Origin of the sequence: Chryseobacterium sp., from assembly GCF_041914225.1 — a bacterium.
GTDB lineage: Bacteria > Bacteroidota > Bacteroidia > Flavobacteriales > Weeksellaceae > Chryseobacterium.
Genome location: NZ_JAYSDT010000008.1, coordinates 97,973 through 115,915, shown reverse-complemented (window position 1 = coordinate 115,915; position 17,943 = coordinate 97,973). Strand labels below are relative to the sequence as shown.

At 37.4% G+C, this 17,943-nt stretch carries 20 protein-coding genes and 1 tRNA gene; 4 read left to right on the top strand and 17 right to left on the bottom strand.

Annotated elements, in window-relative coordinates:
- The 8 genes from nuoF to ACE3RB_RS06135 all read right to left on the bottom strand — a co-directional run.
- On the bottom strand, window positions 1-1,150 hold a 1,150-nt coding region (nuoF, locus tag ACE3RB_RS06170), incomplete at its 3' end, for an NADH-quinone oxidoreductase subunit NuoF (RefSeq protein ID WP_374463430.1).
- 102 nt (window positions 1,151-1,252) lie between these two features.
- Window positions 1,253-1,762: an NAD(P)H-dependent oxidoreductase subunit E gene (gene nuoE, locus ACE3RB_RS06165; protein ID WP_002983545.1), complete on the bottom strand. Its 510-nt coding sequence runs from the start codon at window positions 1,760-1,762 to the stop codon at window positions 1,253-1,255.
- A gap of 102 nt (window positions 1,763-1,864) precedes the next feature.
- Window positions 1,865-3,088: an NADH dehydrogenase (quinone) subunit D gene (gene nuoD, locus ACE3RB_RS06160; RefSeq protein ID WP_002983543.1), complete on the bottom strand. Its 1,224-nt coding sequence runs from the start codon at window positions 3,086-3,088 to the stop codon at window positions 1,865-1,867.
- Between the two features lie 62 nt (window positions 3,089-3,150).
- On the bottom strand, window positions 3,151-3,645 hold the full coding sequence (locus ACE3RB_RS06155) for an NADH-quinone oxidoreductase subunit C (protein WP_002983541.1): 495 nt from the start codon (window positions 3,643-3,645) through the stop codon (window positions 3,151-3,153).
- Between the two features lie 5 nt (window positions 3,646-3,650).
- The gene (locus tag ACE3RB_RS06150; RefSeq protein WP_002983540.1) at window positions 3,651-4,211 is read right to left on the bottom strand and encodes an NADH-quinone oxidoreductase subunit B; all 561 of its coding nucleotides are present in this window, start codon (window positions 4,209-4,211) and stop codon (window positions 3,651-3,653) included.
- A gap of 98 nt (window positions 4,212-4,309) precedes the next feature.
- Window positions 4,310-4,681: an NADH-quinone oxidoreductase subunit A gene (locus ACE3RB_RS06145; RefSeq protein ID WP_002983537.1), complete on the bottom strand. Its 372-nt coding sequence runs from the start codon at window positions 4,679-4,681 to the stop codon at window positions 4,310-4,312.
- A 264-nt stretch (window positions 4,682-4,945) separates the two neighbouring features.
- A complete protein-coding gene (locus ACE3RB_RS06140; protein ID WP_374463429.1) occupies window positions 4,946-5,122 on the bottom strand; it encodes a hypothetical protein in 177 nt (58 codons plus the stop codon).
- 43 nt (window positions 5,123-5,165) lie between these two features.
- Entirely contained in the window at window positions 5,166-6,296 is a 1,131-nt protein-coding gene (locus ACE3RB_RS06135; protein WP_374463428.1) for a GNAT family N-acetyltransferase, read from the bottom strand.
- A 104-nt stretch (window positions 6,297-6,400) separates the two neighbouring features.
- On the opposite strand from ACE3RB_RS06135, the gene ACE3RB_RS06130 reads away from it, so the two are divergent.
- Window positions 6,401-7,111 carry a zinc metallopeptidase gene (locus tag ACE3RB_RS06130; RefSeq protein WP_374463427.1) on the top strand — a complete coding sequence of 237 codons (711 nt, stop codon included), beginning with the start codon at window positions 6,401-6,403 and terminating at the stop codon, window positions 7,109-7,111.
- Here ACE3RB_RS06130 and ACE3RB_RS06125 read toward each other — a convergent pair.
- The 7 genes from ACE3RB_RS06125 to rbfA form a co-directional block, all read right to left on the bottom strand.
- A complete protein-coding gene (locus tag ACE3RB_RS06125) occupies window positions 7,108-7,713 on the bottom strand; it encodes a YigZ family protein (protein WP_374463432.1) in 606 nt (201 codons plus the stop codon). The two genes, ACE3RB_RS06130 and ACE3RB_RS06125, sit on opposite strands and share 4 nt — an antisense overlap.
- A 75-nt stretch (window positions 7,714-7,788) precedes the next feature.
- Window positions 7,789-8,835, bottom strand: a complete 1,047-nt coding sequence (ribD, locus tag ACE3RB_RS06120) for a bifunctional diaminohydroxyphosphoribosylaminopyrimidine deaminase/5-amino-6-(5-phosphoribosylamino)uracil reductase RibD (protein WP_374463426.1) — start codon at window positions 8,833-8,835, stop codon at window positions 7,789-7,791.
- Window positions 8,836-8,899: 64 nt separating this feature from the next.
- Window positions 8,900-10,702: a DUF349 domain-containing protein gene (locus ACE3RB_RS06115; protein ID WP_374463425.1), complete on the bottom strand. Its 1,803-nt coding sequence runs from the start codon at window positions 10,700-10,702 to the stop codon at window positions 8,900-8,902.
- A gap of 74 nt (window positions 10,703-10,776) precedes the next feature.
- The gene (locus ACE3RB_RS06110) at window positions 10,777-11,514 is read right to left on the bottom strand and encodes a shikimate dehydrogenase (protein WP_374463424.1); all 738 of its coding nucleotides are present in this window, start codon (window positions 11,512-11,514) and stop codon (window positions 10,777-10,779) included.
- Between the two features lie 62 nt (window positions 11,515-11,576).
- Window positions 11,577-13,367, bottom strand: coding sequence for an endonuclease (locus tag ACE3RB_RS06105; protein WP_374463423.1), 1,791 nt, complete (start codon window positions 13,365-13,367; stop codon window positions 11,577-11,579).
- A gap of 79 nt (window positions 13,368-13,446) precedes the next feature.
- Complete coding sequence (locus ACE3RB_RS06100; RefSeq protein ID WP_374463422.1) at window positions 13,447-14,652, bottom strand: ABC transporter permease; 1,206 nt, start codon at window positions 14,650-14,652, stop codon at window positions 13,447-13,449.
- 3 nt (window positions 14,653-14,655) lie between these two features.
- The gene (rbfA, locus tag ACE3RB_RS06095) at window positions 14,656-15,015 is read right to left on the bottom strand and encodes a 30S ribosome-binding factor RbfA (protein WP_002983518.1); all 360 of its coding nucleotides are present in this window, start codon (window positions 15,013-15,015) and stop codon (window positions 14,656-14,658) included.
- 93 nt (window positions 15,016-15,108) lie between these two features.
- Between rbfA and mce the strand changes: the two genes are divergently transcribed.
- Together mce and ACE3RB_RS06085 are read left to right on the top strand one after the other, a co-directional pair.
- A complete protein-coding gene (mce, locus tag ACE3RB_RS06090) occupies window positions 15,109-15,507 on the top strand; it encodes a methylmalonyl-CoA epimerase (protein WP_374463421.1) in 399 nt (132 codons plus the stop codon).
- Between the two features lie 62 nt (window positions 15,508-15,569).
- A tRNA-Ile gene (locus tag ACE3RB_RS06085) sits at window positions 15,570-15,643 on the top strand.
- A gap of 613 nt (window positions 15,644-16,256) precedes the next feature.
- Here the strand turns inward: ACE3RB_RS06085 and ACE3RB_RS06080 are convergent.
- On the bottom strand, window positions 16,257-16,565 hold the full coding sequence (locus tag ACE3RB_RS06080) for a DNA methyltransferase (protein WP_374463420.1): 309 nt from the start codon (window positions 16,563-16,565) through the stop codon (window positions 16,257-16,259).
- 472 nt (window positions 16,566-17,037) lie between these two features.
- Here ACE3RB_RS06080 and ACE3RB_RS06075 point away from each other — a divergent pair, with 472 nt between their 5' ends.
- Window positions 17,038-17,232 carry a hypothetical protein gene (locus ACE3RB_RS06075; protein ID WP_374463419.1) on the top strand — a complete coding sequence of 65 codons (195 nt, stop codon included), beginning with the start codon at window positions 17,038-17,040 and terminating at the stop codon, window positions 17,230-17,232.
- A gap of 115 nt (window positions 17,233-17,347) precedes the next feature.
- Here ACE3RB_RS06075 and ACE3RB_RS06070 read toward each other — a convergent pair whose 3' ends face one another.
- Window positions 17,348-17,854, bottom strand: a complete 507-nt coding sequence (locus ACE3RB_RS06070; RefSeq protein ID WP_374463418.1) for a hypothetical protein — start codon at window positions 17,852-17,854, stop codon at window positions 17,348-17,350.
- Window positions 17,855-17,943: the final 89 nt, after the last annotated feature.

The following is a 17,943-nucleotide window of genomic DNA, read 5'->3' as shown; positions in this document are numbered from 1 at the left end:
TATCTTCCATTTTTCCTTCTCCTTTCTCGATTTTCTTTAAAATCTTGTACATCCATCCCGTTCCTTCACGGCAAGGAGTACATTGTCCGCAACTTTCGTGATTGTAGAATCTTGCCAAAGTCATGGTATGTTCTACAATACACTGGTCTTCATCCAAAACGATGAAACCTCCTGAACCCATCATGGTTCCGGTAGCGAAACCACCGTCTGCCAATGATTCATAGTTCATATATCTTGGCTCTCCGTTCACTGTTCTCAGCAATAGATTTGCAGGAACAATCGGAACAGAACTTCCTCCGGGGATACAAGCCTTCAGTCTTTTACCATCTTTAATACCACCGCAATATTCATCAGAATAGATAAATTCTTCTACAGTGATCGTCATATCGATTTCGTATACACCAGGCTTGTTGATATTTCCACAAGCAGAAATCAATTTCGTTCCTGTAGATCTTCCAACCCCGATTTTAGCGTATTCAGCACCTGTAATATCAATGATCGGAACCACTGCTGCAATAGACTCAACGTTGTTTACCACCGTTGGTCTCTCCCAAAGACCTTTTACAGCCGGGAATGGTGGTTTTAATCTTGGGTTACCTCTTTTTCCTTCAAGGGATTCAAGCAATGCAGTTTCTTCACCGCAGATGTATGCTCCACCACCTCTCTGTACGTAGATTTCAAGATCGAAACCGGTTCCTAAAATGTTTTTACCTAAAAATCCTGCTGCTTTGGCTTCTTCAATAGCTTCTTCAAGGATATCCGGAATCCATGAATATTCTCCACGGATGTAGATATAAGAAGTATTGGAACCTAAACAGTAAGAAGAAATCAGCATTCCCTCGATCAATAAATGAGGAAGGAATTCCATCAAATATCTGTCCTTGAATGTTCCGGGCTCAGATTCATCCGCATTCACAACAAGGTGTCTCGGAACACCTTCAGGTTTTGCCAGAAAGCTCCATTTCATTCCTGTCGGGAATCCGGCTCCACCACGACCTCTCAGTCCTGAAGCCTTTACTTCTTCAAGAATTTCGTCAGGAGTCATTTTCAAGGCCTTTTCAGCTGCTGTGTAACCTCCCTGCTTACGGTAGGTTTCAAAGTAACGGATACCTTCTATATGTGCGTCTTTAAGTAAAAGTTTTTTACTCATTGTTATTTGCTTATTGCAATTGGCTTTTGGTGCCTTGCATTAATTATGATTAAACGTTAAGTGAATAATTTAAAATCTAAAATTTAGAGTTTAAAATTTCTATTAGTCTAAAGCAACCTGTCCCTGTCTGCAAAGATCAAGGATTTCGTCTACTTTTTCTATCGTTAAATTTTCATGAAAGAATTTTCCAAGCTGCATCATCGGTGCATATCCGCATGCTCCAAGACATTCTGCCGGTTTTAGTGTGAACATACCGTCTTCAGTAGTCTCTCCGTCTTTAATGTTCAGCTTGGTTCTGATATGATCCAGGATTTTTTCGCTTCCACAAACCATGCAAGGACCTGTTCTGCAAACTTCCAGAACGTATTTACCTACCGGTTTCATATTGAACATCGTATAGAAAGTAGCCACTTCATATACTTCGATCGGTTTGATGCTTAATAGTCCGGCAACATAATCCATTACAGGAACATCTAACCATCCTCCAAACTCTTTCTGTGCCAGGTGAAGTACAGGAAGAAGAGCAGACTTCTGTCTTCCTTCAGGATATCTTGCGATAATTTTGTGTACCTGTGCTAAACTTTCCGGTTTAAAAGCTATTGTTTCGCTCATTTTTTTAAATGTATTATTGTACAGTGTACAATGTACTAATGACTTATTTATTTGATCATTGTAAAATCATGAATACATTTTACAATGGTACTTTTTACAATGTTATGCGTCTAATTCTCCCGCAATAATATTCATACTACACATCGTTACAATGGCATCTGAAATTACAGAACCCGTAATCATTTCAGGGTATGCCTGATAGTAGATGAAACATGGTCTTCTGAAGTGAAGTCTGTAAGGGCTTCTTCCTCCGTCACTCACAAGATAGAAACCTAATTCTCCGTTTCCACCCTCTACTGCATGATAAACTTCTCCTTTCGGTACATCAGTTTCTCCCATTACGATTTTGAAATGGTAGATCAATGCTTCCATTTTCTGATATACATCTGCCTTTTCAGGAAGATAGAAATCAGGAACATCCGCATGGAATGGTCCTTCCGGAAGGTTTTCGTATGCTTGTTTGATAATTTTGATGGATTCCCAGACTTCCTGTTGACGAACCATGAAGCGGTCGTAAGTATCTCCTGAAGTTCCTACAGGAATAATAAAGTCGAAGTCCTGGTATGAAGAATAAGGCTGTGCAACTCTTACATCGTAATCTACACCTGCTGCACGTAAGTTTGGACCTGTGAAACCGTAGCTTAATGCTCTTTCGGCAGAGATCGCTCCCGTACCGATGGTTCTGTCCATGAAAATTCTGTTTCTTTCCAGTAAAGTACAGAACTCTTTGAATCTTGGCGGGAATGTCTTTAAGAAATCCTTGATCAGCTCATGGAATTTAGGAGTGAAATCTCTTTCAAATCCTCCGATTCTTCCCATATTGGTTGTCATTCTGGCACCACAGATCTGCTCATACATATCATAAATACGTTCTCTTTCGATGAACATATAGGTAAGACCTGTAATCGCTCCTGAGTCCATCCCGGTTACCCCATTACAGATCAGGTGGTCACCGATTCTGGCAAGCTCCATCAGGATAACACGCATATAGTCTACACGTTTTGGAACTTCTACGCCGATCAGTTTTTCTACTGTCATATGCCAGCCTAAGTTATTGATTGGTGCAGAACAGTAATTCATACGGTCTGTAAGGGTAGTGATCTGAGAATAGTTTCTTCTTTCAGAAATTTTCTCAAATGCTCTGTGGATATATCCTACGGTTTGCTCAGCGTGAAGGATTCTTTCTCCGTCCATCGTTAAGATATTCTGGAAAATCCCGTGGGTAGCAGGGTGGGTAGGTCCTAAGTTGAGGGTATATAATTGCCCGTCAATCTGTTCCTTACTTTCGTACTGGTTTAGTATATTAGATAATGAGTTATCTTTCATAATGATTGCTTTTAGCTATTTGCTTCTGGCTATTGGCTAGCTGCCATTGGCCATTCGCTTTTTTATCTTCCGAACATACTATCGTTCTTGTCGGTTCTTGTACCGTCTTCAAGGCGATATTCTTTCAACATTGGGTGGTATCCGAGATCTTCCATATTCAGAATAGGTCTGAGATCCGGATGTCCTTTAAATTTAATCCCATAGAAATCATACGTTTCTCTTTCCATCCAATTTGCTCCCGCATATAGATCCGTAAGGGAATCTACCTCAATATTTTCTCTGGACATGAAGATTTTCAGACGTAATCTGAAATTGGTCATCATATTATGTAAATGGTAGACAACACCTATTTCCTTTTCCGGGAACTCAGGGTAATGAATTCCGCAGATATCTGTAAGGAAATTGATTTCCAGAGATGAATCTTTAAGATAGTGAATGATTTTCTTAATATCTTCTTTTTTTACTTCAATCGTCAGCATTCCATAAGGCTCTGAGCTTGAAATGACAGATTCCGGAAATTCTCTTGTGATGGCTTCTAATACAAATTCGTTTGTCATTTCCGTTAGTTGCTTATGTTGTAAGAATCTAATAATTTCTGATACTCAGGCATGTCTCTTCTTCTGATGCTTTCGCTTTCTGCCAAAGCCTGTACCTGCATTACGCCTTCAATAATTTGTTCAGGTCTCGGAGGACATCCCGGAACGTAAACATCTACCGGAATAATTTTATCAATTCCCTGAAGTACAGAATACGTATCAAAAATACCACCGCTGGAAGCACAGGCTCCAACTGCTACCACCCATTTTGGCTCAGCCATCTGAGTGTACACTTCTTTCAGGACTGGTCCCAATTTCTTTGATATAGTTCCGCAAACCATCAGCATATCTGCTTGTCTTGGAGAGAAAGAGTTTCTTTCCATCCCAAATCTTGAAGCATCATAAGTAGGGTTCAGGGTAGCCATAAACTCGATACCACAACAAGAGGTTGCAAATGGTAACGGCCAAAGTGAAAACTTTCTTGCCATCCCGATTACACTGCTCAGTTTTGTTGCGAAAAACCCTTCTCCTTCATAGCCTTCAGGAGCAGGTGCATCTGTTCTTATTACTGGTTTTTTATCTGACATTTTAGTAAATATTTAAAGATTAAAATATTTAAAGATTAAAAAATAAGATCTTGGAAATCTTTAAATTACTTAAATACATTCAATCTTTTAATTAAAATTTATTTATCCCAATCTAACGCACCGCGTTTCCACACATAGAAAAACGCCATGAAAAAGATGGCTACGAACGTAAGCACGGCAAGGAATCCTTCCATGCCGAATTCTCTGAAGTTTACAGCGTAAGGATAAAAGAATACGATTTCAATATCGAATAGTACGAACAATACCGCAGTCAGGAAGTACTTGATAGAAAACGGTGTTCTGGCGTTTCCTTCTACAGGAACCCCACATTCCCAGCTTTGGTTTTTTACAGAGTTTCCTTTTTTCTGCTGTGGGCCTAAGAAATGTGCACCAAGCAAAGAAACCGCTACAAATCCTACTGCTACACCAGCCTGGATAAGGATTGGAATATAACTTTCAGGTAAATTCATTTTTGCATTATTATCTCAATTTGCAAATTTAGCGAATAAACAAGAAAGCATGAAATTTATCAGCTTAAAAGTAGGATGAAAATGAGTTAAATCAGTAATTTAGAATCAATAAAAATTAGCTTTTTGTCTTCGTTTTTTTTGCTGTGTTTTCCCTCTTTTTTGTAGTGAATGTGGAAAATTACATTCTGTCAGATAACATTTGGGGTATTTTGAATGTTTAGTACAAATAAAGATAACTTGTTAAAAGCACTGTTGGGATTGATTTTATTTTTTCATTTTTTTCAAAAGAGTATAAGCCATAAATGAAATATACCCGAAAAGAATACTGGCAAAAAGAATATTAATCACCGTATTTGTTTTGTCATCCGGTGACTGAAAAAAGAAATTGTAAATAATAAATCCAGCTATTAAAATGGCAAAAATGATCAGCTGTGGTTTCATAAATTTTTAAATTTTAAATTATTACTTAGTACAAAATACAGCATCAGTTATTGATTTCCATAGAATAGGTTCTTCTTCTCTTATGGTTTACCGGATTATAATCCTGCCATAGCAGCTGAATGCTTTTGTTTTCTTCCAGCTCAGGGTTGGTTTCCAGGTATTTGACTCCTTTTTTTCTGAATATATCCCAGATTTCTTTGAAAATGATAGAAGTAACTCCTCTTCTCTGGTAGTCCGGATGAATTCCGATCAGGTAGAAGTTGGCTCTGTCATTCTTCTTTCCTGCTTTTAGAAAGTGCCACCAGCCAAAAGGAAGCAGCTTTCCTCCTGATTTTTGCAGGGCCCTGGAGTATGAAGGCATTGTAATCGCGAAAGAGATCAGATTATTGTGCTCATCAGCAATGCATACAATAAAATCTTTGTCGATAAGTTTGAAATATTTCTCTTTATAGGTTTTACGCTGTTCGTCAGAAATAGGAGTGTAGGTGGAAAGGTGTTTGTAAGTTTCGTCCAAAAGATCAAACATAGGATCCACATACTGAATGATTTTTTCCTTTGTTTTGAATTTTAAAACTTTCAGTTTGTATTTTTCGGAAATAAGCTGATTAAATTTGTGGATTTTTTCAGGCAGGGTTTCAGGGAAGATAATTTCAAATTCTACCCATTCTTTCTCCTTGGTCAATCCCAGGTTTTCCAGATGTTTCGGATAGTACTCGTGATTGTAAATCCCGATCATTGTAGCCAGCTGGTCAAACCCTTTTATCAGCATTCCGGCTTTATCCAGATTGGTGAAACCCATTGGGCCTTCAATTTTGTCAATGTTTTTTTCTCTGGCATAATCAACTGCTTTTTGAATTAATGCTTTTGAAACTTCAGCATCATCAATAAAATCGATCCACCCAAAGCGTACTTTTTTAATTCCTAACTCTTTCTCTTCTTTGTGGTTAATAAGAACCGCAATTCTTCCTACAATTTTATCGTTCTTATAGGCAAGATATTGTCTGGCCTCCGAATATTGAAGCGCAGGATTTTCATCAGCATTCCAAATGTTGATTTCGTCATTGATAAAGGACGGAACGTAGTAAGGATTGTTTTTATACAGATCCATTGGAAATCTTACGAATTGCTTCAGCTGACCCGCAGTTTTTACTTCAATAATTGAAATTGTAGACATGTTTTTTGAGAAGAATTAAAGGACAAATATAAATAATAATATCGTATACTTTGGCACAGTTTTTATTTGATTATGGGTAAAATTAAACACAAAATTTATATAAAATGGTGGGTTATTATATCATTATTGGTATTTCAATGTTGGTGAGCTGGTGGGTTTCGTCCAGATTGAAATCGAAATTTGAATATTATTCCAATGTACACCTTCGAAATGGCCTTTCGGGGAAAGAAGTAGCGGAAAAGATGTTGAGAGATAACGGGATAAATGATGTTCAGGTAATATCAGTACCCGGGCAGTTGACGGACCACTATAATCCGGCAGATAAAACAGTTAACCTTTCTGAAGGAGTTTATATGCAGAGAAACGCAGCGGCAGCGGCAGTAGCAGCTCACGAATGCGGTCATGCAGTACAACACGCAGTAGGATACTCTATGTTGAATTTACGTTCAAAACTGGTTCCTATTGTTAATATAAGTTCCAATCTGATGCAGTTTGTCCTGATTGCAGGTATCGCTGTAATGGCAGCATCAAGAACGATTGAGAATCCAAATGGAAATACGACAATTCTTGCAATCGGAGTTGCCATGTTTGCCGTGACAACGCTTTTTGCTTTTGTAACACTTCCGGTGGAATATGATGCGAGCAACAGAGCAATGAAATGGCTTAAAGATACAGGAACAGTAACTGCAGAAGAATTTGTTGGGGTACAGGACAGTCTGAAATGGGCGGCAAGAACGTATGTGGTAGCTGCTTTAGGTTCACTGGCACAGCTTCTGTACTGGGCATCTTTGCTCCTTGGAGGAAGAAGGGATTAATCATTAAATTCAAATGAAACATACTGCATCTCGGAAAGTTTTTCTGAGATGCTTTCTTTTTGGGCCAGTTTCAGGGATGCTGTAAGGATACAGTTTTCATTGGCGTCGAAATTCAGGACTTTGCCGTCAAATTTCGAAAGCAGGGTGAATATCGTGTTCTGTTGATTAAAATTAAACCGGATCTCGACTTCTGTTTCCAGCTCACGGGTAATGATATGTGCTTCCTCCAATGTAATCTTCGCAGATTCCTTATAGGTTTTTACCAATCCTGAAACGCCAAGTTTGGTACCTCCATAATAGCGGACTACAATTACAAGCACGTTAGTGATCTCATTCGCCAGAAGCTGATTGTAGATAGGTAATCCTGCACTTCCGGAAGGTTCGCCGTCATCATTGGCCCGATAGTTTTCACCATTCAATCCTATTCTGAAAGCATAGCAATGGTGGGTCGCTTTCGGATGTTCTTCCCTGACCTTTTCCAAAGCTGTTTTTAACTCTTTTTCATTATTTACAGGGTAAGCAAATCCGATGAACTTGCTTCCTTTTTCTTTTAAAAGAGTGTTTTCTATGGGTTTTTCTATGGTTTTGTATTCAAACGTCATTGTGTATTCCGGCTTTATGGATGCAAAAGTATTAAATGCTTTACTATTTTGCGTCATGATCATACATTAAGCCGCCTATTCTGACGGCTTAATTTTATTTTTGTTTGTGTAAAATGAGACTGTATTATCTCTGAAATTTTCAAGTCTGTCGGCTGTATAATCAAAGTCAGGTGCCTTGGTTCCATTTTTCAGTTTAAGGTTTTCATTTTTAATTACAATGGCTTCGTCCCAAAGACCGACATCAATGAATTGTTGTAATGTAAAACGACCACCTTCAATGATGACGGACTGTATTTGTTCTTTATACAGAGCATCCATCAATTCTGACAGAAAATTGTCCTTGTTTGTTTTTATGAATTGGATGTGGTTTTCATTGCCTTCTTTCACAGAGTTTAAAACCAGTGTTTTTGCAGCATTATTGTAAATATTGTAATGAGCCGGAACCTTCAGATCAAAGTCGATTAAAATTCTGACAGGGTTTACTCCTTCTGCATTTCTTACAGTAAGGCTTGGATCGTCATTTAAAGCTGTTTGTGTTCCTACTAAAATAGCATGCTCGTCGGCTCTCAGCTGATGAACAAATTGATTTACCAGCGAGTTGGAAACAGCAGTTGGTTTAAAATCCTTATCCAGAAATCCATCACCGGATTCTGCCCATTTTAAAATGATATAAGGTCTTTTCTTTTCATGATAGGTGAAAAATCTTTTATTGAGTTCGATACATTCTTTTTCCAGAATTCCTGAAACGGCTTCAATGCCTGCATCCTGAATGATTTTCTTTCCTTTGCCGTTCACTTTATCATGGGAATCCATTACCCCGATCACCACTTTTTTAAATCCAAGTTCTTTAATTTTTAAAGCACAAGGCGGAGTTTTCCCATAATGTGCACAAGGCTCCAGGGAGACATAAATTGTGGATTCAGGGATAAGGTCTTTATTTTTAACTGAATTGATGGCATTGATTTCAGCATGGTTTTCTCCTGCCTTATGATGGTATCCTTCACCAATAATTTCCCCGTTGTGGACAATCACACTTCCTACAAGAGGATTGGGATATGTTTTACCAAGAGCTTTCCGGGCCAGTTCTATACATCTTTTGATATAAAGTTCGTCGTTGTTCATATTGTATAAAAAGAAAAAGCGAAGACAAATTACTTTGCTCCGCCTTTATGTATTTTGTTATGTATTATTCTCCGCTGATAATGTTGTGGAGATTTTGTTTTAACGTTTCCAGATGAGCTTTTTTCTCATCAATGGTATTGTAAGTATCCTTTAAAAGAGGATTTTCTCTTGACGGCTTGTTGAAGAAAGACAGGTTGTTTTCCAGCTTTACAATTTCTGCTTCAAGATCGGAGATCTGATTTTTGATCTTTCTCGCTTTGTCGGTAAGCTGGTTTTCAGATAAGCCTTCTTCTTTCAGCTCAAGCTCATTGATCTTGTTTATTTTCAATTTCTCTCGTAATGTTTTGTTGAATTCAGAGTTGATTGAAATTTTGTCTCTTGGAACTTTTCCGATATTATTCCATGAAGTTTTGATCTGCTCAATTCTTTCGATGCTTCCTTCATCATTGGAAACTTCCTTCAGTTCATCAAGAAGAGCTTTTTTGTTTTTATAGTTCTCCTTCCAGTTGTCAGTTGAAGTATTGCTTTTCTCTCTGTAATTGTTGAAAAATGCGTTACATGCATCACGGAATTCATCCCAGATCTTATTGGTCATGCTCTTTGGTACGTGCCCGATTTTTTTCCAGTCTTCCTGAAGCTTTTTGAATAAAGGCACTGAGATGTCCCATTCCTCATTGTTCATATTATCCTGTGCGGTCTGGATCAGTTTCAGTTTTTCTTCAAGATTGGCTTGCTGAGATCCTTTTAACGATTTGTAATAATTGTTTTTCGTTGTATTAAAAGCTCTTAGTGTTGTTTTGAAGTCATTCCAGTTCTGGTTGGAAAGTTTTCTTGGTACACTTCCTGTTTTCAAAAAGTCAGCTCGCAGGTCTTCCACTCTTTTGATGGCATTTTGCCAGTAGTTGTGGTTAGGTGTTTCTGAAGGCTCGGAAAGCTTTTTAATTTCAGCAATGATCTGATTTTTCTTTTCAAGGTTTTCACTCTGTTCTTTTTCAATAGAAGCAGAAAGCTCAGATTTCCTTTCGTGAATTTTGTTGGAGATTTCTTTGAATTCTTCCCATGTTTTTTCACGGAATTCTTCTGCTACAGGTTCGGCTTCTTCTTTCCAGAGTTTATGAAGATATTGCAGCTCATTCAGCGCCTTCTGGATCACCGGTTCGTTTTCCAGTTCTTTGGCATGGGCAATGATGTGTTCTCTTTTTTCCAGATTATGGCTGTATTCCTGCTCCAGAAATTCTTTGTTCAGATCCAGCATCTGATAAAACTGATTCAGGTGGTGGAAATAGTTGTTATTAAGAATTTTAAATTCAGATTTTGCAACCTGTCCGGCTTTTGACCAGTCTTCTTTTATCTCACGGATGGATTTGAAAAGATTGATCCCCGGTTCAGAGCTGGTATAAAGATTTTTAAGTCTTTCAATAATATTCTGGCGGTGTTCAAGGTTTTTCTTCTGTTCTTCTTCCTGTCCTTTCTGGAAATCGTCATGTTTTTCCTTGAAAATATTGACTAATGCAGAATACTTAGCCTGAGAAGGATGCTCATAGCTGAAATTTTCAGCAGCGTTTCCGGCTTCTATGTATTCATGTCTTTTGTCTTCCACTTCATCATGGATGTAATGACTTGCTTTTTCCTTCAGTTGGTTGAATCTTTTGAAGTTTTCACCGGCATTAGGAGTGTTGATGATTTTTTCCATTTCCTTTAAAGCATCGGCGAGAGAGATTTCTTCCTCTTCATGTTCTTCCAGGTGTTCTGCATCATCTTCATGCGGGTTTGCATCATGAGAAACCGCGTTTTCTGATGTGTCCTGAGATACTTCGTTAGGATTTTTCTTTTCTTCGTTTTCAGAAAGATTGTTTTCTGTAGTCATAGCAAATCTTTTATGTGAGTGGCGTTAATATCCTTTAAATATAGCTGTAAGGCCAATTAAAGCACTAATTTATGTTATTTTTTTTGAAAATTCCAAATTTCCCAGGCTTTTTCTGCTTGCTGTTCAAGCATATAATACCCATTTACTGTTTTTGCTCCTTTTTCAGAGGCATTGAGGATGAATTGGGTGTAGTTGGGATTGTAAATCAGATCAATAACCAGATGATCTGAGGAAAGCCCGTCAAAAGGAAAGTTCAGACAGTCTTTAACATTTGGAAAAGTACCTACCGGCGTACACTGAACAATAATTTTATGTTCTGAAACCGTTTCCTTATCAAGGTTTTCAAAATTGATTTCTGTACTTCTGGAAATAGTTAATGAAGGAATATTATGCTTATCCAGCGCATACTTTACTGCCTTTGCGGCTCCTCCGTTTCCTAAGATCAGAGCTTTATCCTGTGAAGGTTTTCTGTGTAAAAGAAGCGTCTTTTCAAAGCCGAAGGCATCCGTATTATAGCCTGTCTTTTTACCGTCCTGAATAAGAACACAGTTAACAGCGCCTATTTTCTCAGCTTCATCACTTAATTCATCAAGATAATCAATTATTTTTTCTTTATAAGGAATGGTGACATTAAATCCTAACAGCTCCGGAGAAGCAAAAAGATTTTCTACTTCATTGATTTCGTTCAGATCAAAAATGTCGTAGGAAAAGTTCTTCAGCATGAGCTTCTGGAACTTGTTTTCGAAGAATTTTTTAGAAAATGAATAAGAAATATTTCGTCCTATCAATCCTAATTTTTTGTTGGAATCCATATATCAAAAATAAAAAAAAGACCGGACAAATCCGGCCTTTGGTTTTAAATATTTTTTAATAATTAATCTACGATAAATTTAGCAGAGAAACCGTCTGCTTTCAGGATATAAGTTCCTTTTGTCATACCTTTAAGGTTAATCTTGTTTGAATGTCTGAAAGGATTAGCAATTGTTTCAATTAATTTTCCTGAAAGATCATAGATGTCAGCTTTTGAAATTTTGCTGAGATTTTCTCCCTTTACGGATAATTCATTATTTCTTGTCGGGTTAGGGTAGATGGTGAATTCTGATTTATTTTTTGGAGTTTCAGCTGTTGCCAACGTACCGAAACATGTCCAGCTGAGATCATCCATTGCAACCCTGTCGCCACTGTTTGGATTTACGATCTTAATTGTCACATTACCGCTAACATTTACATTAATGGTAGTCGTTGTTACAGTGCTGCTGTATGGGATAGTTCCTACAGTAACGTCATTTATCAATACGTTCAGATTACCGTTGTTACCGTTGTATTTTCTCTGCGTGGTCAATGTCAGAGACTGAACACCGCCTGAAATAACAGAACTTGTTAAAGTTCCTTTATTGGTACAGACAGCTTTACCATTGATGGTTTCGTCGGTTCTTGCCAGAGTGGCTGTCCAAGTGATATTATTGTTTGTCCACGTTCTTGTGGCGTATGAAGACGGTAAAGATGAGCCATCCTGCATGGTGCTGAAATCTTCCGTTCCACAGCTTCCGCCTCCTGCAGGCCCGTCAAGGGTTGTCTCTGTAGCGGTTGTACTTTGCGGAGATGAATTTCCTGCTGCATCTTTAGCAATTACATAGAATGTATATTGAGTAAGTGGAGATAATCCTGAAATCACAGTAGAGGTGGTTGTACCTGATACGGTAGCTTTTAATGCACCATTCGCATAAACCAGATAAGATGCTACTCCAATGTTATCCGTAGCAGCCGTCCAGCTTACATTGATAGAGTTTGAAGTAGGATTATTGGCTACAACGTTTGTTGCGGCTGTAGGAGCCTGTGTGTCAACAACCGGAGTTCCCCAGATCTGAGTAACATATTCAGGGTGGTCAATGAAAGGGTTTCTGTTTCCTTGATACGTATAAGATGCATTATTTCTTGCAATTTCTTCAGGAGATACAGGATCCATGGCATTCCATGCTAAATACTGGTTAAGTGCCCAGGGCTGCAGTCCAGGGTATGCTGTGTTGGCAAGCATATCTCCGGTAGTAAAATTGGGAAGATTGTCTTCATATCTTGTCACAAAATAAAGGATCATTCTGGCAATATCACCTTTAAACGCATCAATCGGCTCAAATACTGTGCCCGAATATCCCGGAGATACAGATGTTCCTAATTTTGATCCGTTTTTAGATAAGAAAGAAGTGTTACCAACAACTCCGTAAGGATAATTTGATCTCATTCCGTTTACTTTTCCATCAGTAGGACGGATAAAGTGAATGTCAGCGACCATAGGAGAAGCACTGTTGAATAAACTTTGAGGAATAACGTGTTCTCTGTTATAACATTGTCCTTCCGTAGAATATGTTCCGCACTGGTTAGTTCCTAATGTATAGCTGTATTGATCCGGTCCGTTGGGATTTTCAGAATAAATATCCAGAATGGTTCCGTCATTTTCGTAAAAATAGTCACGGTCAGTTGTTGCATAGCCAGTCCATAAACCGCTGTAACCATGGTCTACATGTCCGTTACTGATAATGTTTTTAAGAGCTGTTTTAAGAGCTGCACCTGTTAATCCTGGCGATTGATTATAATATCCTGCCGGAGCCTGTGCCAAAGCGCTTATAAATGTCACGCTTACAAGAAAAAAAGATAAAAGTTGTTTCATTTTTTAAAATTGGGGCGTAAAGGTACGAAAAAATGAAACCGAAGTATATTAATTGTGTGTAATATGTGAAGTTAATATATTAGTTTTTAGTAATATATTCTTTGCTGATTTTTGAAAAGAACCATGAAATTGTGATTCCGAACAGGGAAGCGGTGAGTGCTACGATAAGATAATTTTTGCCAACAATTTTCACTGGGAATGGTAGAACCTCATTGGCTCTGAAGAATTCTGTATAAAGCTGGAAATAGCAAAGTGCTGTTCCCATAATTAATCCGGTGATGACTCCGGAAATGACAATCAGGATTCCGGTGTAGAAATAGGTCATTCTTAAATGGCTTAAAGGGAAGCCCAGTGATATCAATGATTTTGCCTGCTCTTTTTTATCAAGCTGAAGAATGATAATAGCTCCGGCAAGATTAAAGGTGGTAATAAAGATAACCAGTGCAAAGATCAGATAAATAAAAAGTTTTTCAGTGTTGATCATCTTCCAGAAAGCCGCATTTTCTTCTTCCTTGGTTTTAATCTCAATATTTTTTCCGATTGAAGAAAGCAAGCTTTGTTTTACTGCATCTGCATTTTCCGGATTTTTCAGTTTAATGACAATCTGGTAAGCTGATTTTTTAGGAAGGCTAAGTAATTCTTCTGTAAGTTCAATAGGAGAGACAATATAATTGTCCAGCTGATCTTTTCCAGGGAAAACTCCCGTTACCAGAATATCTCTTTTATTATAAATGTCTTCTTCCTTACTGATGATTCCTGTACCCGGCTTGGGCATAAAGATGGTTGCATAATGATTGGAAGAATCCACAGGAATTGAAAGTCTGTTGTCCAGACTGTTTTCCATCAATACCTCATTAGAATATTTGAAACTTGGATATGTTCCGTAGAATACTTCTTTATTAATAGGATTTACGTTGACATAAGCAGAATCAACACCTCTTAAATAGGCAATATCACCTTTTCCATTGAAGCTGATGTATACTTTTTCTTCAATAACACGGGAGAAACTGCTGATCTCTTTATTCTTACTCAGAATTTGAGTAACATTATCCAGATTTTTGATAGTTTTTCCGGAAGTACTTTTTAAAGTAAGATCTGCATGCAGATTGGAAATAAGATCCTTGTTCAGGTCTTCAAGTCCTGAAAAGACAGAAATAATGACGAACATTGCAGCCACAGCAACCGTCATGGCACCCACGGCCAGCCACGTAATGAACGTAACGGCAGTACTCCCTTTTTTAGCCAAAAGGTATCTGGATGCTATGTAAAATGCAATATTCTTCAAGATCTATAAAACAGGATTGTCGCCTTCGCCTCTTAATTCTCTTTCCAGTCTTTCAACATCATCAAGAGCGGTATCCAGGTAAAAGTTAAGTTGTGGAATAATACGCACCTGCTTTGCCATCTTCTGGCCAATGAAGTTTCTGTATTGAGGTTTGTTTTCTTCAATCTCCTTCATTACAGCGGTACGGAATTCCTGTGGGAAAATGCTTAAATAAATCTTGGCAATTCCTAAGTCAGCAGTTACTTTTACATCTGAAACAGATACCAATATGCTCTGTTTGCTTTCTGCAGCCTGTTTGCGGAAAAGCTCCGCGAAGTCCTCCTGAATGATCTGTGCTACTTTTCTTTGTCTGTTACTTTCCATAATTTCTGCAAATTTAGTACTTTTGTTTGAATTGATACTTTGAAATTCAACTGCAGTATCAAATTTACGATTTAATTATATTGATTACTATTTATGAAGCTAGAACATATTGGTATTGCCGTACAGTCTTTAGGCGTTTCTGATGAACTTTTTGCGAAACTGTTAGGGAAAGAATCCTACAAAAAAGAAACAGTGGAAAGAGAAGGTGTTGTGACATCTTTCTATGAAACAGGAGAAAGTAAAATCGAGCTGCTGGAAGCCAGTAATCCTGAAAGCCCGATCTCAAAATTTATTGACAAAAAAGGGGAAGGGATTCATCATTTGGCTTTTGGAGTTGAAAATATCCTGGAAGAAGTAAAAAGATTAAAAAAAGAAGGATTTCAGTTTATCTCTGAAGAACCGAAAGAAGGTGCTGATAACAAATTAGTTGTATTCCTTCATCCGAAGTCTACAAACGGTGTGCTGGTAGAACTTTGCCAAGAAAAGCAATAAAAAATTTTGTAGTGAAAGAAATTTTACTATTTTTGCAAACACAAAATTTAACCAAGTTTTGAGGTCCTATAGCTCAGTTGGTTAGAGCACCTGACTCATAATCAGGTGGTCCCTGGTTCGAGCCCAGGTGGGACCACGAAAGTGAAGAATAGATTTCTTCAAAAAATTACAAAGCCTCTATTTTAGGGGCTTTTTTTATGCTTTGTTTCGTCACCATTCTTCATGGTTCGTCATAAAATCGTCCCCCTTTTCGCTCCCCTCTTTTGATAGATTGTACCACATTAAAAGACCTTCCCATCTGTCGTGTTATTTAAAGCATGCCCATTTTATAATAACCCATATACTCATCCGATGCTGCAATAATAATAAAGACTTCGATTATCTGCTTACGGAAAAGCGTAAATTCCTTTAAATCACTCTCAATACTGCTCAGAAATACCCGTAGGCCCTTCGGAAGCCCCTTCAGCCCGTTCAATAAGTGTCCGGAGGTACTTCATGAACGGTCTCCATCCCCTTCATGAAGGGGCTTTACCCCCTTGGGTAAGGGGGGATCGGGACTTGTATAAGGGGGTAGAGACCGTTGCTGTACTGCCTGGAGGGGGTTAAGGAAGGAGGTAGGAGAGGAAAGCATGGTTTTATTCAACAAATGGGCAAACTAAGACACATTAAGCCTTCTCTAAAGTAGCAGGCTTAAAGCTGAAAAAACAGAAACTAAATATTCCTCAATGGTATCCCGTTAAATACAATAGCTAAAGATGTGTTGTTGGATTTGCATCACTACCATATGGATTTAAACCAGCAAGTTTAGCTTCTAATAAAACTGTACCAGAACCACAAAATGGGTCTAAAACTTTTTGCTTAGGTTTGACAAAATATGAATTATTTAAAAAGAAATATGGAATATTAGCCAATAGTTTAGCAGTATAAGAATGAATAGAATGTGTAGCTCTTTCTGTAAATTTAACTGAGTCTACTAATTCTCTAAAATCAACAAAAATAGGCGCGTTATCTTGTTGATATCTAACCAATATTTTTTCAAAATTTTTTTTATAATCCAAAATCACAATTTCATGTAATTTACAAAGATATTAATCCTCTTTTAATTTTGATTTTTTTTGACAAAAAAATGATATATGCTTATATATATCACCTGAACAGTGCTGTCCTCTTTCTCATTAATGGAATCCCCTCCCATCTTTTAAGAACTTAAAAAAAATTCAGAGATATATTATTTGATAGAACAATTGTTACTTCATTTCCAGTCCTTTACTTGTGATACCACTGTGTTTTCTTGTGAATGTGCTTTCACTGCACCTTCCCATACTGATTTCTACTCATCACACTTCGCTACTGAACCTGGGCTGAAATGAGAATATCAATCTTTCTCTTTTATAATACAACACTCCTGAATAACCCTCACTTGTGAAGGGGTAACAGGCATTAAACCTTTAAGCCCCAGGCAATAGTGGGGGCATAAAGGTTTGTGTCTTGTTTCATTAATTAACAATTAACTTAAAATCAAAAAAGACTATGATAACGATTACGAATTGCACCAAAAGACAAAAAGAAGACGGTTCTACATTCTATGTACTGGAAGTTCAGGGAGGAATTGAAATGGGTATGAGCCAAACTATCAATCCGTTTTATGCTACATACAAAAAAGGCTTCCATCACTTTAACATTTGTCAAGCTCTTATCGAAACCCAAATGCAGGAAGATCATTAAACAGGAATGTGAACCTTATGAGTATACTGTTAAGGACACAGGAGAAGTGATTGTACTTCTTCACAGATATGTATACTGAGTACAGGAACCAGTAAGATTTTATTTCATAAAATATTCACTTAAGAATCAAAACTGGTAGTTTATACCTGTCAAACTGGCTTATAATAGTAATTAAACGATTATTATCTAACGGAGTTGCCCAGCCTGTTAATCTGTTTTGAAGTCCCAGACTATTTTTATCTAAGGAAATTTCGCTTTCAAAAACTAGTGTATTGTTTGAATAGATATACATCATACTCTGTGTTGTTGAAACATCTGAATTGTTATATCTGAAGTCACAATTAAGAAGATCATGTATCAAAGCTGTATTGTCAGATTTTAAAACTTTCCATTTGGGGATTATTTGGTTTAAATTTTTTCGGTCCTCCGGAGTCAAAGTAATATATACAACCATATTTCGAGAACTCTTTAGCTCCGGAATATCTTTTAATTTAAATATTTGATCACGTTTAAAGTTAATGGGTTCAGGATCTTCTATATTTGCAGGCGATAGTATCAGTGGGTTATAAATAAAGTATCCCAGGATTAAAAGTAATAGCGAAAGAATAATTTTTTTAGTCATATAGTTTACCATAATGATCAGCCTTGTGAATATAATAAAAACACAACAACTTTTTAAAAGCATTTACATAAATTCCATTCTCATTTTTC

Bases quoted from the DNA above. Each gene is read 5' to 3' on its own strand.
- nuoE (WP_002983545.1), bottom strand. From the start codon at position 1,762: ATGAGCGAAACAATAGCTTTTAAACCGGAAAGTTTAGCACAGGTACAC.
- nuoD (WP_002983543.1), bottom strand. From the start codon at position 3,088: ATGAAAGATAACTCATTATCTAATATACTAAACCAGTACGAAAGTAAG.
- ACE3RB_RS06155 (WP_002983541.1), bottom strand. From the start codon at position 3,645: ATGACAAACGAATTTGTATTAGAAGCCATCACAAGAGAATTTCCGGAA.
- ACE3RB_RS06150 (WP_002983540.1), bottom strand. From the start codon at position 4,211: ATGTCAGATAAAAAACCAGTAATAAGAACAGATGCACCTGCTCCTGAA.
- ACE3RB_RS06145 (WP_002983537.1), bottom strand. From the start codon at position 4,681: ATGAATTTACCTGAAAGTTATATTCCAATCCTTATCCAGGCTGGTGTA.
- ACE3RB_RS06140 (WP_374463429.1), bottom strand. From the start codon at position 5,122: ATGAAACCACAGCTGATCATTTTTGCCATTTTAATAGCTGGATTTATT.
- ACE3RB_RS06135 (WP_374463428.1), bottom strand. From the start codon at position 6,296: ATGTCTACAATTTCAATTATTGAAGTAAAAACTGCGGGTCAGCTGAAG.
- ACE3RB_RS06130 (WP_374463427.1), top strand. From the start codon at position 6,401: ATGGTGGGTTATTATATCATTATTGGTATTTCAATGTTGGTGAGCTGG.
- ACE3RB_RS06125 (WP_374463432.1), bottom strand. From the start codon at position 7,713: ATGACGTTTGAATACAAAACCATAGAAAAACCCATAGAAAACACTCTT.
- ribD (WP_374463426.1), bottom strand. From the start codon at position 8,835: ATGAACAACGACGAACTTTATATCAAAAGATGTATAGAACTGGCCCGG.
- ACE3RB_RS06115 (WP_374463425.1), bottom strand. From the start codon at position 10,702: ATGACTACAGAAAACAATCTTTCTGAAAACGAAGAAAAGAAAAATCCT.
- ACE3RB_RS06110 (WP_374463424.1), bottom strand. From the start codon at position 11,514: ATGGATTCCAACAAAAAATTAGGATTGATAGGACGAAATATTTCTTAT.
- ACE3RB_RS06105 (WP_374463423.1), bottom strand. From the start codon at position 13,367: ATGAAACAACTTTTATCTTTTTTTCTTGTAAGCGTGACATTTATAAGC.
- rbfA (WP_002983518.1), bottom strand. From the start codon at position 15,015: ATGGAAAGTAACAGACAAAGAAAAGTAGCACAGATCATTCAGGAGGAC.
- mce (WP_374463421.1), top strand. From the start codon at position 15,109: ATGAAGCTAGAACATATTGGTATTGCCGTACAGTCTTTAGGCGTTTCT.
- ACE3RB_RS06075 (WP_374463419.1), top strand. From the start codon at position 17,038: ATGATAACGATTACGAATTGCACCAAAAGACAAAAAGAAGACGGTTCT.
- ACE3RB_RS06070 (WP_374463418.1), bottom strand. From the start codon at position 17,854: ATGACTAAAAAAATTATTCTTTCGCTATTACTTTTAATCCTGGGATAC.